The organism is Streptomyces sp. NPDC037401, from assembly GCF_055602345.1.
Genome location: NZ_JBVJWO010000005.1, coordinates 118,239 through 130,486, shown reverse-complemented (window position 1 = coordinate 130,486; position 12,248 = coordinate 118,239). Strand labels below are relative to the sequence as shown.

11 protein-coding genes are annotated in these 12,248 nt (G+C 70.1%); all 11 read right to left on the bottom strand.

Annotation, left to right across the window (positions count from 1 at the left end):
• The 11 genes from nuoL to ACZ7H1_RS06195 are packed head-to-tail and all read right to left on the bottom strand — an operon-like array spanning position 1 to position 12,242.
• Positions 1–1,896: an NADH-quinone oxidoreductase subunit L gene (nuoL, locus tag ACZ7H1_RS06245; protein ID WP_470784201.1), complete on the bottom strand. Its 1,896-nt coding sequence runs from the start codon at positions 1,894–1,896 to the stop codon at positions 1–3.
• Between the two features lie 12 nt (positions 1,897–1,908).
• Positions 1,909–2,208 carry an NADH-quinone oxidoreductase subunit NuoK gene (gene nuoK, locus ACZ7H1_RS06240; protein WP_470784200.1) on the bottom strand — a complete coding sequence of 100 codons (300 nt, stop codon included), beginning with the start codon at positions 2,206–2,208 and terminating at the stop codon, positions 1,909–1,911.
• Entirely contained in the window at positions 2,205–3,032 is an 828-nt protein-coding gene (locus tag ACZ7H1_RS06235; protein ID WP_470784199.1) for an NADH-quinone oxidoreductase subunit J, read from the bottom strand. The genes nuoK and ACZ7H1_RS06235 overlap by 4 nt, the downstream gene beginning before the upstream one ends.
• Positions 3,029–3,634, bottom strand: a complete 606-nt coding sequence (gene nuoI / locus ACZ7H1_RS06230; protein WP_470784198.1) for an NADH-quinone oxidoreductase subunit NuoI — start codon at positions 3,632–3,634, stop codon at positions 3,029–3,031. The genes ACZ7H1_RS06235 and nuoI overlap by 4 nt, the downstream gene beginning before the upstream one ends.
• Positions 3,627–5,006: an NADH-quinone oxidoreductase subunit NuoH gene (nuoH, locus tag ACZ7H1_RS06225; protein WP_470784197.1), complete on the bottom strand. Its 1,380-nt coding sequence runs from the start codon at positions 5,004–5,006 to the stop codon at positions 3,627–3,629. Before nuoH ends, nuoI begins: the two co-directional genes overlap by 8 nt.
• Positions 5,003–7,474 (bottom strand): NADH-quinone oxidoreductase subunit G, encoded by a 2,472-nt coding sequence (locus ACZ7H1_RS06220; protein WP_470784196.1) that lies wholly within the window; start codon positions 7,472–7,474, stop codon positions 5,003–5,005. The genes nuoH and ACZ7H1_RS06220 overlap by 4 nt, the downstream gene beginning before the upstream one ends.
• Entirely contained in the window at positions 7,471–8,868 is a 1,398-nt protein-coding gene (gene nuoF / locus ACZ7H1_RS06215) for an NADH-quinone oxidoreductase subunit NuoF (protein ID WP_470784195.1), read from the bottom strand. Before nuoF ends, ACZ7H1_RS06220 begins: the two co-directional genes overlap by 4 nt.
• A complete protein-coding gene (gene nuoE / locus ACZ7H1_RS06210) occupies positions 8,868–9,620 on the bottom strand; it encodes an NADH-quinone oxidoreductase subunit NuoE (protein ID WP_470784194.1) in 753 nt (250 codons plus the stop codon). The genes nuoF and nuoE overlap by 1 nt, the downstream gene beginning before the upstream one ends.
• Positions 9,617–10,957 (bottom strand): NADH-quinone oxidoreductase subunit D, encoded by a 1,341-nt coding sequence (locus ACZ7H1_RS06205; RefSeq protein ID WP_470784192.1) that lies wholly within the window; start codon positions 10,955–10,957, stop codon positions 9,617–9,619. Before ACZ7H1_RS06205 ends, nuoE begins: the two co-directional genes overlap by 4 nt.
• Positions 10,957–11,691, bottom strand: coding sequence for an NADH-quinone oxidoreductase subunit C (locus ACZ7H1_RS06200; protein ID WP_470784191.1), 735 nt, complete (start codon positions 11,689–11,691; stop codon positions 10,957–10,959). Before ACZ7H1_RS06200 ends, ACZ7H1_RS06205 begins: the two co-directional genes overlap by 1 nt.
• Positions 11,688–12,242, bottom strand: a complete 555-nt coding sequence (locus tag ACZ7H1_RS06195; protein WP_389470643.1) for a NuoB/complex I 20 kDa subunit family protein — start codon at positions 12,240–12,242, stop codon at positions 11,688–11,690. The genes ACZ7H1_RS06200 and ACZ7H1_RS06195 overlap by 4 nt, the downstream gene beginning before the upstream one ends.
• Positions 12,243–12,248: the final 6 nt, after the last annotated feature.

The window sequence follows — 12,248 nt, the reverse complement described above, 5'->3', positions numbered from 1 at the left end:
TCACACCGCCCTCATCAGCAGGGTCGCGGCGATCAGGATCGCCGTGCCCCCGAACATCGAGACCGCGTAACTGCGGGCGTAGCCGTTCTGCAGCTTGCGCAGCCGGCCCGACAGCCCGCCGACCGAGGCGGCCGTTCCGTTGACCACCCCGTCGACCAGGGTGTGGTCGACGTACACGAGCGAGCGGGTCAGGTGCTCGCCGCCGCGCACCAGCACGATGTGGTTGAAGTCGTCCTGGAGCAGGTCGCGGCGGGCCGCCCGGGTGAGGAGCGAGCCGCGCGGGGCGACCACGGGTACGGGCTTCCTGCCGTACTGGGCCCAGGCGGTGCCGACGCCGACGAGCAGGACCACGACCGTCAGGCCGGTGATCGTCCCGGCGCTCAGCGGCGGGTGCCCGTGCTGGAAGTCGGTGACCGGCTCCAGCCACTTCACGAAGGATTCGTTCAGGCTGAACAGGCCGCCCGCGAAGACCGATCCGAAGGCCAGCACGATCATCGGGATCGTCATGGACTTGGGCGACTCGTGCGGGTGCGGCTCGTGGCCGTGCTCGTCCGGCTGCCAGCGCTTCTCGCCGAAGAACGTGAGGAGCATGACGCGGGTCATGTAGTACGCGGTGATGGCCGCGCCGAGCAGGGTGACCGCGCCGAGGATCCAGCCCTCGGTGCCGCCCTTGGCGAACGCCGCCTCGATGATCTTGTCCTTGGACCAGAAGCCGGACAGGCCCGGGAAGCCGATGATGGCGAGGTAGCCGAGGCCGAAGGTGACGAAGGTGACCGGCATGTACTTCCGCAGGCCGCCGTACTTGCGCATGTCGACTTCGTCGTTCATCCCGTGCATCACGGAACCCGCGCCGAGGAAGAGGCCGGCCTTGAAGAAGCCGTGCGTCACCAGGTGCATGATCGCGAAGACGTAGCCGATCGGGCCGAGGCCCGCGGCCAGGATCATGTAGCCGATCTGCGACATCGTCGAGCCCGCGAGGGCCTTCTTGATGTCGTCCTTCGCGCAACCGACGATCGCACCGAAGAGGAGCGTGACCGCACCGACCACGACCACCGCGAGCTGCGCGTCCGGCGCGGCGTTGAAGATCGCCCCGGAGCGGGTGATGAGGTACACGCCCGCGGTCACCATGGTCGCCGCGTGGATGAGGGCCGAGACCGGGGTCGGGCCCTCCATCGCGTCACCCAGCCAGGACTGCAGCGGCACCTGGGCCGACTTGCCGCACGCGGCCAGCAGCAGCATCAGGCCGATGGCCGTCAGCGTGCCCTCCGACGTCTCGCCGACCGACCCGAGCACCGGCCCGAAGGCGAAGGTGCCGAAGGTGGTGAACATCAGCATGATCGCGATCGACAGGCCCATGTCGCCGACCCGGTTGACCAGGAAGGCCTTCTTGGCGGCCGTGGCCGCGCTGGGCTTGTGCTGCCAGAAGCCGATGAGCAGGTACGAGGCGAGGCCCACGCCCTCCCAGCCGACGTACAGCAGGAGGTAGTTGTCGGCGAGGACCAGGAGCAGCATCGCCGCGAGGAAGAGGTTCAGGTAGCCGAAGAAGCGGCGGCGCCGCTCGTCGTGCTCCATGTACCCGATGGAGTACACGTGGATGAGCGTGCCCACACCCGAGATCAGCAGGACGAACGTCATCGACAGCTGGTCGAGCTGGAAGGCGACGTCCGCCTGGAAGCCCTCCACCGGGATCCAGCTGAACAGGTGCTGGTACACGGCACGGTCCTCGGCGTCCCGGCCCAGCATCTCGCTGAACAGCACCAGTCCGATGACGAACGAGGCGGCCGAGAGCAGGGTGCCCAGCCAGTGGCCGGTCTTGTCGAGGCGCCGGCCGCCGCACAGCAGCACCGCCGCCCCGAGCAGGGGCGCTGCGACCAGCAGCGCAATCAGATTCTCCACTGTGAACGCCCCTTACAGCTTCATCAGGCTGGCGTCGTCGACCGAGGCCGAGTGGCGGGTACGGAAGAGCGACACGATGATCGCCAGGCCGACCACGACCTCCGCGGCGGCGACGACCATGGTGAAGAACGCGATGATCTGGCCGTCCAGGTTGCCGTGCATCCGGGAGAAGGTGACGAGGGCCAGGTTGCAGGCGTTGAGCATCAGCTCGACGCACATGAACAGCACGATGGCGTTGCGCCGGATCAGGACGCCGGCGGCGCCGATGGCGAACAGCAGGGCGGCCAGGTAGAGGTAGTTGACCGGATTCACTTCGCCGCCTCCTCACGGCCGGGCTCCGGCGTGCGGCCGAGCCGCTGCGCCGAGCGCTGCTCCAGTGCCTTCAGGTCGTCGAGGGCCTGGGTGGACACGTCCCGGATCTGGCCCCGGGCCCGGAGCGTCTGGCTGACGGTGAGCTCGGACGGGGTGCCGTCCGGCAGCAGGCCGGCGATGTCGACGGCGTTGTGCCGGGCGTAGACACCGGGCGCGGGGAGCGGCGGCAGCTGGACGCCGTCGCGGACGCGGCGCTCGGACAGTTCGCGCTGGGTCGCGGCGCGCTCCGTGCGCTCCTTGTGCGTCAGGACCATCGCGCCGACGGCCGCCGTGATCAGCAGCGCGCCGGTGATCTCGAAGGCGAAGACGTACTTGGTGAAGATCAGCTCGGCGAGGGCCTCGACGTGGCCGCCGGAGTTGATCCGGCCGAGGCCGTTGAAGGACTTCAGGCCGGCGTTGCCGATCCCGGCGATCAGGAGGATGCCGAAGCCCAGCCCGCAGAGGGCGGCCAGCCAGCGCTGCCCCTTGAGGGTCTCCTTCAGCGAGTCCGCGGCGGTGACGCCCACCAGCATGACCACGAAGAGGAAGAGCATCATGATCGCGCCGGTGTAGACGACGACCTGGACCACGCCGAGGAAGTAGGCGCCGTTGGCGAGGTAGAAGACGGCCAGGATGACCATCGTCCCGGCCAGGCACAGGGCGCTGTGCACGGCCTTCTTCATGAGGATGGTGCACAGCGCGCCGATGACGGCGGTGATCCCGAGCACCCAGAACTGGACGGCTTCGCCGGTCGAGGTCAGCGAGGCTGCGGCGATGGCGCTCACGCCCCCACCTCCTGGGAGTCCGCAGGGCTCGCGGAGTCCTCGGGCACCTCGCCCTTGGAGACCGCCGTCTGCCGGACCGTGCCGGGAGCCGCCCCGGTGACCAGACCGCGGTAGTAGTCCTGCTCGTCCGTCCCCGGGAAGATCGAGTGCGGGGCCTCGACCATGCCCTCGGTGAGCCCGGCGAGCAGCTGCTCCTTGGTGTAGATCAGCGACGCCCGGCTCTCGTCGGCCAGTTCGAATTCGTTCGTCATGGTCAGCGCCCGGGTCGGGCAGGCCTCGACGCACAGCCCGCACAGGATGCAGCGGGCGTAGTTGATCTGGTAGACGCGGCCGTACCGCTCGCCCGGGGAGTAGCGCTCCTCCTCGGTGTTGTCGGCGCCTTCCACGTAGATCGCGTCGGCGGGACAGGCCCAGGCGCACAGCTCGCACCCGATGCACTTCTCCAGACCGTCCGGGTGGCGGTTGAGCTGGTGCCGTCCGTGGAAGCGCGGAGCGGTGGTCTTCTGCTGCTCCGGGTACTGCTCGGTCAGCCGCTTCTTGAACATGGCCTTGAAGGTCACGCCGAAGCCGGCCACCGGGTTCTGCCACTTCTCGTCAGACATTCTCAGCACCCTCCTCTCGGTCACTGTCAGTATTGGTTCCGCCACTGACAATCAGCTCCCGCTCGTGGCGGGGCCGTCGGCGCGGTACCGGTGGAAGGGTCTGGCCGGGCAGCGGCGGGACCGGGAAGCCGCCCGCCATCGGGTCGAACGGCACGGTGTCCTGCGCCCCGGCGGCGGCGGACTCCTTGGCCTTCCGGTCGCGGAAGACGTCCGCGACGAAGGACAGCAGCAGGATGGCGATGACGGCGCCGCCGACGTACAGCACGATCTGCTGGAAGTCGTAGTTCTCGTTCCGCAGCGCCCGGACGCTCGCGACGAGCATCAGCCACAGCACCGAGACCGGGATCAGGACCTTCCAGCCGAGCTTCATCAGCTGGTCGTAGCGCACCCGGGGCAGGGTGCCGCGCAGCCAGATGAAGAAGAAGAGGAGCAGCTGCACCTTGATGACGAACCAGAGCAGCGGCCACCAGCCGTGGTTGGCGCCCTCCCAGAACGTGCTGATCGGGTACGGGGCCCGCCAGCCGCCGAGGAAGAGGGTGACCGACACCGCCGAGACGGTGACCATGTTGACGTACTCCGCCAGCATGAACATCGCGAACTTGATGGACGAGTACTCGGTGTTGAAGCCGCCCACGAGGTCGCCCTCGGACTCCGGCATGTCGAACGGCGCGCGGTTCGTCTCGCCGACCATCGTGATGACGTAGATGATGAACGACACCGGCAGCAGCACGATGAACCAGCGGTCCGCCTGCGCCTCGACGATCGCCGACGTCGACATCGACCCTGAGTAGAGGAACACCGAGGCGAAGGCCGCACCCATCGCGATCTCGTACGAGATCATCTGCGCGCAGGACCGCAGTCCGCCGAGCAGCGGGTACGTCGACCCGGAGGACCAGCCGGCCAGCACGATGCCGTAGATGCCGACCGAGGCCACCGCGAGGATGTACAGCATCGCGATGGGCAGGTCGGTCAGCTGCATCGTGGTGCGCTGCCCGAAGATCGAGACCTCGTTGCCGGCCGGTCCGAAGGGGATCACCGCGATCGCCATGAAGGCGGGGATCGCGGCGACGATCGGCGCCAGGACGTACACGGCCTTGTCGGCCCGCTTGACGATGACGTCTTCCTTCAGCATCAGCTTGATGCCGTCGGCGAGGGACTGCAGCAGGCCCCAGGGGCCGTGCCGGTTCGGGCCGATGCGCAGCTGCATCCACGCGACGACCTTGCGCTCCCAGACGATGGAGAAGAGCACGGTCACCATCAGGAAGGCGAAGCAGAACACCGCCTTGATGACGACCAGCCACCACACGTCGCGGCCGAAGAGGGAGAGGTCCTCGGCGGCGAGCCGTACGAACTCACCGTGCACCCCGTTCACGCGCGCACCTCCGGCGTCGTGTCGCTGACGTCGGCCGGCGGTGTCGCCGGGCCGATCCGGACGAGGGTGCCCGGCCGGGCGCCCGTGTCCGAGAGGATCCCGCCGCCCGCGGAGTTCAGCGGCAGCCAGACCACCCGGTCGGGCATCTCCGTGACCAGCAGTGGGAAGGCGACGGTACCGGCCGGGCCGGTGACCGCGAGGACGTCGCCGTCCTTGACGCCCGTCTCCGCAGCCGTGGCCGCGGACAGCCGGGCGTTCGCCGCGTGCCGGGTGCCGGCCAGCGCCTCGTCGCCCTCCTGGAGCCTGCCGAGGTCGAGGAGCAGCCGGTGGCCCGCGAGGACGGCCTCGCCGGCCGCGGGCCGGGGCAGCGGCCGTACGTCCGCGGTCTGTTCGCCGGCCCGCTCGCCGGTCCACGGACCGAGCCGGTCCAGTTCGGCGCGTGCCGCCGGGACGTCGGGCAGGGCCAGCGGCCGGTCGGCGGCGTCGGCGAGCATGTGCAGCACCCGGGTGTCGGCCGGGGCCAGGGGACGGGTCATCTGGTCGGGCTTCAGCGCGGCCTCGAAGGGCCGCACCCTTCCTTCCCAGTTGAGGAAGGCGCCGGTCTTCTCGGCGACCGCGGCGACCGGGAGCACCACGTCCGCGTGGGCCGTGACCTCGCTCGGGCGCAGCTCCAGGCTGACCGTGAAGGCCTCCCGCAGCGCGACCCTGGCACGGGCCGGGTCGGGCAGGTCGGCCACCTCGACACCGCCGACGACCAGCGCGCCCAGCTCGCCGGAGGCGGCGGCCTCGACGATCTGGCCGGTGTCGCGGCCGTAGCGGTGCGGGAGTTCGTCCACGCCCCAGAGAGCGGCGACCTCCTCGCGGGCCCGCGGGTCGGTGGCGGGCCGGGCGCCGGGGAGCAGCGAGGGCAGCGCGCCCGCCTCGACGGCGCCCCGCTCGCCCGCCCGGCGCGGGATCCAGACCAGTTCGGCGCCGGTCGCGGCGGCCGCGCGGACGGCGGCGGTCAGCGCACCGGGGACGGCGGCGAGCCGCTCGCCGACGACGATCACGGCGCCCGGCAGGCGCAGTGCCTCGGCGGCCGCGCGGCCGCCCTCCTCCAGTCCGCTGCGGGTGGCCAGGGCATCGAGCCACTCGGGCTCGGTGCCCGGCGCGGCCGGCAGCAGGGTGCCGCCCGCCTTCTCCAGGCCGCGGGTCACGAACGGCGCGAGGGCGAAGGTCCGCTGGCGGTGCTTGCGGTGCGCCTTGCGCAGCCGCAGGAAGACGCCCGGCGCCTCCTCCTCGGACTCGATGCCGGCCAGCAGCACGGTCGGCGCCTGCTCCAGCGAGGTGTACGTGACACCCGTGCCGGACAGGTCGGCGCCGCGTCCGGCGACGGTGGCGGCGAGGAAGTCCGCCTCCTCCGCGCTGTGCACGCGGGCCCGGAAGTCGATGTCGTTGGTGTCGAGCACGACCCGGGCGAACTTGGCGTAGGCGTACGCGTCCTCGACGGTGAGCCGGCCGCCGGTCAGGACCCCGGTGCGGCCGCGCGCGGCGGACAGCCCGCGGGCCGCGGCCTCCAGGGCCTCGGGCCAGCTCGCGGCCTCCAGCACTCCGTCGGAGTTGCGCACCAGCGGCGTGGTGAGCCGGTCGGGGCGCTGGGCGTAGCGGAACCCGAAGCGGCCCTTGTCGCAGATCCATTCCTCGTTGACCTGGGGGTCGTCGGCGGCCATCCGGCGCAGCACCTTGCCGCGGCGGTGGTCGGTGCGGGTGGCGCAGCCGCCCGCACAGTGCTCGCACACGCTCGGGGAGGAGACGAGGTCGAAGGGGCGGGAGCGGAAGCGGTACGCGGCCGAGGTGAGCGCGCCGACCGGGCAGATCTGGATGGTGTTCCCGGAGAAGTACGACTCGAAGGGGTCGCCCTCGCCGGTGCCGACCTGCTGGAGCGCGCCGCGCTCGACGAGCTCGATCATCGGGTCGCCCGCGACCTGGTTGGAGAAGCGGGTGCAGCGGGCGCACAGCACGCACCGCTCGCGGTCGAGCAGCACCTGCGTGGAGATCGGCACGGGCTTCTCGTACGTCCGCTTCTTCCCCTCGAAGCGGGAGTCGGCGTTGCCGTGCGACATGGCCTGGTTCTGCAGGGGGCACTCGCCGCCCTTGTCGCAGACCGGGCAGTCCAGCGGGTGGTTGATGAGGAGCAGTTCCATCACGCCGCGCTGGGCCTTGTCGGCGACCGGCGAGGTGAGGTGGGTCTTGACCACCATGCCGTCGGTGCAGGTGATGGTGCAGGAGGCCATCGGCTTGCGCTGGCCCTCGACCTCGACGATGCACTGGCGGCAGGCGCCGGCCGGGTCGAGGAGCGGGTGGTCGCAGAACCGCGGGATCTCGATGCCGAGCTGCTCGGCGGCCCGGATGACGAGGGTCCCCTTGGGGACGGACAGCTCGACCCCGTCGATGGTCAGGGAGACCAGGTCCTCTGCGGGGGCGGTCATGCGGTCACCTCCGTGTCGGCCCAGAGGGTCGACTTCCTGGGGTCGAAGGGGCAGCCCTTGCCCGTGATGTGCTGCTCGTACTCCGCGCGGAAGTACTTGAGCGAGGAGAAGATCGGGCTGGCGGCGCCGTCGCCGAGCGCGCAGAAGGACTTGCCGTTGATGTTGTCGGCGATGTCGTTCAGCTTGTCGAGGTCCGACATCACGCCCTTCCCCGCCTCGATGTCGCGCAGCAGCTGGACCAGCCAGTACGTGCCTTCGCGGCAGGGCGTGCACTTGCCGCAGGACTCGTGGGCGTAGAACTCCGTCCAGCGGGTGACGGCGCGGACCACGCAGGTGGTCTCGTCGAAGCACTGGAGCGCCTTGGTCCCGAGCATGGAGCCGGCCGCGCCGACGCCCTCGTAGTCGAGGGGCACGTCGAGGTGCTCGTCCGTGAACATCGGGGTGGAGGAGCCGCCCGGGGTCCAGAACTTCAGCCGGTGGCCGGGCCGCATGCCGCCGCTCATGTCGAGCAGCTGGCGCAGCGTGATGCCGAGCGGGGCCTCGAACTGTCCGGGGTTGGCGACGTGGCCGCTGAGCGAGTAGAGGGTGAAGCCGGGGGACTTCTCGGTCCCCATCGCCTTGAACCAGTCCTTGCCGCGGTGGAGGATCGCGGGAACCGACGCGATGGACTCGACGTTGTTCACCACAGTGGGGCAGGCGTAGAGGCCTTCGACCGCGGGGAAGGGGGGACGCAGCCGGGGCTGGCCGCGCCGGCCTTCGAGCGAGTCGAGCAGGGCCGTCTCCTCGCCGCAGATGTACGCGCCCGCACCCGCGTGCACGGTGATGTCGAGGTCCGTGCCGCTGCCGAGACCGCTCTTCTCACGGTCTGCAGCCTTGCCGAGGTAGCCCGCCTCGTAGGCCTCGCGTACGGCCTCGTGCAGGCGCCGCAGGACGGGGACGGCTTCACCGCGCAGGTAGATGAACGCGTGCTGCGAACGGATCGCGTAGCAGGCGATGATCATTCCCTCGATGAGGGAGTGCGGGTTGGCGAAGAGGAGGGGGATGTCCTTACAGGTTCCCGGCTCGGACTCGTCGGCGTTGACGACGAGGTAGTGCGGCTTGCCGTCGCCCTGCGGGATGAACTGCCACTTCATTCCGGTGGGGAAGCCCGCGCCGCCGCGTCCGCGCAGTCCGGAGTCCTTCACGTACGCGATCAGGTCGTCCGGGGTCATCGCGAGGGCCTTGCGCAGGCCCTCGTAGCCGCCGTGGCGCCGGTAGGTCTCCAGCGTCCAGGACTGCGGGTCGTCCCAGAAGGCCGACAGTACGGGCGCGAGCAGCTTCTCCGGACTCGCGCCTCCCCCAGCCTCCGGCCGGGAGGTGCCCCCGAGACTTTCATTGGGTGTGGACACGCTCATCACTCCCCTCCCTCGGTACCGGCCTCGCCGCGCGGGTGGACGATGGTCGTGTGCAGGGACTCGCCGCGCGCGAGGCGCAGGCCCACCAGGGAGGCGGGTCCGGCGCCGCCGCTCGCCTCGACGGCGCCCTCGCGCTCGTCGGGGAAGCCGGCCAGGATCCGGGCGGTCTCCTTGTACGTGCACAGGGGTGCGCCGCGGGTGGGTTCGACCGGGCGGCCGGCCAGCAGGTCGTCGACCAGGGCCTTCGCCGACTCGGGGGTCTGGTTGTCGAAGAACTCCCAGTTGACCATCACCACGGGCGCGTAGTCGCAGGCCGCGTTGCACTCGATGTGCTCCAGGGTGACCTTGCCGTCGGGGGTGGTCTCGTTGTTCCCGACGCCGAGGTGTTCCTTGAGCTCGTCGAAGATGGCGTCGCCGCCCATCACCGCGCACAGCGTGTTGGTGCAGACGCCGACCTGGTAGTCGCCGGAGGGCTTGCGGCGGTACATCGTGTAGAAGGTGGACACCGCGGTGACCTCGGCGGTGGTCAGGCCCAGGGTCTCGGCGCAGAAGCGGATGCCGGTGCGGGAGACGTAGCCCTCCTGCGACTGCACGAGGTGCAGCAGCGGCAGCAGCGCGGAGCGGCTGTCGGGGTAGCGGGCGACGAGCTCCTTCGCGTCCGCGTCGAGCCGGGCCCGTACGTCGGCCGGGAAGCCGGGGGCGGGCAGCTGGGGCATCCCCAGGCTGACCTGCTCGGCCGGGTTGGCGGTCATCGGTCGACGCCTCCCATCACGGGGTCGATGGAGGCGACGGCGACGATGACGTCGGCGACCTGGCCGCCCTCGCACATCGCTGCCATGGCCTGCAGGTTGGTGAAGGACGGGTCGCGGAAGTGGACCCGGTAGGGGCGGGTGCCGCCGTCGGAGACCACGTGGACGCCGAGTTCGCCCTTGGGGGATTCGACGGCGGCGTAGGCCTGTCCGGCGGGGACCCGGAAACCCTCGGTCACCAGCTTGAAGTGGTGGATGAGGGCCTCCATGGAGGTGCCCATGATGTTCTTGATGTGGTCGAGCGAGTTGCCGAGGCCGTCGGGGCCCATGGCGAGCTGCGCGGGCCAGGCGATCTTCTTGTCCGCGACCATGACCGGTCCTGGCTCCAGCCGCTCCAGGCACTGCTCGACGATCCGCAGCGACTGGCGCATCTCCTCGAGGCGGATCAGGAACCGCCCGTACGAGTCGCAGGTGTCGGTGGTCGGCACGTCGAACTCGTAGGTCTCGTAGCCGCAGTACGGATCGGTCTTGCGCAGGTCGTGCGGCAGGCCCGCGGAGCGCAGGATCGGGCCGGTGGCGCCCAGCGCCATGCAGCCGGTGAGGTCGAGGTAGCCGACGTCCTGCATGCGGGCCTTGAAGATGGGGTTGCCGGTGGCGAGCTTGTCGTACTCCGGCAGGTTCTTCTTCATGGTCTTCACGAAGTCGCGCAGCTGGTCGACGGCGCCCGGGGGGAGGTCCTGGGCGAGTCCGCCGGGGCGGATGAACGCGTGGTTCATGCGCAGACCGGTGATCAGCTCGAAGACGTCGAGGATCAGTTCGCGGTCGCGGAAGCCGTAGATCATGATCGTGGTGGCGCCGAGCTCCATGCCGCCGGTGGCGATGCACACCAGGTGGGAGGAGAGCCGGTTGAGCTCCATCAGCAGGACGCGGATGACGGTGGCCCGGTCCGGGATCTGGTCGGTGATCCCGAGGAGCTTCTCGACGCCGAGGCAGTAGGCGGCCTCGTTGAAGAAGGGCGTCAGGTAGTCCATGCGCGTGACGAAGGTCGTGCCCTGCGTCCAGTTGCGGAACTCGAGGTTCTTCTCGATGCCGGTGTGCAGGTAGCCGATGCCGCAGCGGGCCTCGGTGACCGTCTCTCCGTCGATCTCCAGGATCAGCCGGAGCACGCCGTGGGTGGACGGGTGCTGCGGGCCCATGTTGACGACGATGCGCTCGTCGTCGGCCTTGACGGCGGACTGGACGACCTCGTCCCAGTCCCCGCCGGTGACGGTGTAGACGGTGCCTTCGGTGGTCTCGCGCGCGGAGGCGTTGTCGGCGAAGGCGTCATGTGAAGTGTTCATCAGGTGTACGACCTCCGCTGGTCCGGAGCCGGGATCTGGGCGCCCTTGTACTCGACGGGAATGCCGCCGAGCGGGTAGTCCTTGCGCTGCGGGAAGCCCTGCCAGTCGTCCGGCATCATGATCCGGGTGAGCGCCGGGTGGCCGTCGAAGACCAGGCCGAAGAAGTCGTAGGTCTCGCGCTCGTGCCAGTCGTTGGTCGGGTAGACCTCGACGAGGGACGGGACGTGCGGGTCGGCGTCGGGGGCCGACACCTCCAGGCGGATCAGCCGCCGGTGGGTGATCGAGCGCAGGTGGTAGACGGCGTGCAGCTCGCGGCCCTTGTCCCCGGGGAAGTGGACCCCGGAGACCCCGGTACACAGCTCGAAGCGCAGGGCGGGGTCGTCGCGCAGGGTGCGGGCCACCTGCAGCAGGTGCTCGCGCGCGATGTGGAAGGTCAGCTCGCCGCGGTCGACGACGGTCTTCTCGATGGCGTTCTCGGGGATCAGGTCCTGCTCCTCGAGCGCGCCTTCGAGTTCGTCGGCGACCTCGTCGAACCAGCCGCCGTACGGGCGGCTGGTGGCGCCGGGCAGGGCCACCGTGCGGACCAGGCCGCCGTAGCCGGAGGTGTCGCCGCCGCCCGAGGCACCGAACATGCCCTTGCGGACGTCGATGACCTCGCCGCCGCTGCGGCCGCGGGGGGCGGGAACGCCGTTGCCGTTCCCGGGCTCTTCCGCGGTGTCGTTGGTGGCGCTCACCGGAGCAGCCCCTTCATCTCAATGGTGGGGAGCGCCTTGAGGGCCGCCTCCTCCGCCTCGCGGGCAGCCTCTTCCCGGTTCACGCCGAGCTTGGAGGTCTGGATCTTGTGGTGGAGCTTGAGGATGGCGTCCATGAGCATCTCGGGCCTCGGCGGGCAGCCGGGCAGGTAGATGTCGACCGGCACGATGTGGTCGACGCCCTGGACGATCGCGTAGTTGTTGAACATCCCGCCGGACGAGGCGCAGACGCCCATGGAGATCACCCACTTGGGAGCGGGCATCTGGTCGTAGACCTGCCGCAGCACCGGCGCCATCTTCTGGCTGACCCGGCCGGCGACGATCATCAGGTCGGCCTGCCGCGGCGAGCCGCGGAACACCTCCATGCCGAAGCGGGCCAGGTCGTAACGGCCCGCCCCCGTCGTCATCATCTCGATGGCGCAGCAGGCGAGGCCGAAGGTGGCCGGGAAGACTGACGACTTGCGCACCCAGCCCGCGGCCTGTTCGACGGTGGTCAGCAGAAAGCCGCTCGGCAGCTTTTCTTCGAGTCCCATGTCAGT

Excerpts from the sequence above, each read along its gene's own strand:
- nuoF (WP_470784195.1), bottom strand. The coding sequence starts at position 8,868 with ATGAGCGTGTCCACACCCAATGAAAGTCTCGGGGGCACCTCCCGGCCG.
- ACZ7H1_RS06195 (WP_389470643.1), bottom strand. The coding sequence starts at position 12,242 with ATGGGACTCGAAGAAAAGCTGCCGAGCGGCTTTCTGCTGACCACCGTC.
- ACZ7H1_RS06220 (WP_470784196.1), bottom strand. The coding sequence starts at position 7,474 with ATGACCGCCCCCGCAGAGGACCTGGTCTCCCTGACCATCGACGGGGTC.
- ACZ7H1_RS06205 (WP_470784192.1), bottom strand. The coding sequence starts at position 10,957 with ATGAACACTTCACATGACGCCTTCGCCGACAACGCCTCCGCGCGCGAG.
- nuoI (WP_470784198.1), bottom strand. The coding sequence starts at position 3,634 with ATGTCTGACGAGAAGTGGCAGAACCCGGTGGCCGGCTTCGGCGTGACC.
- nuoE (WP_470784194.1), bottom strand. The coding sequence starts at position 9,620 with ATGACCGCCAACCCGGCCGAGCAGGTCAGCCTGGGGATGCCCCAGCTG.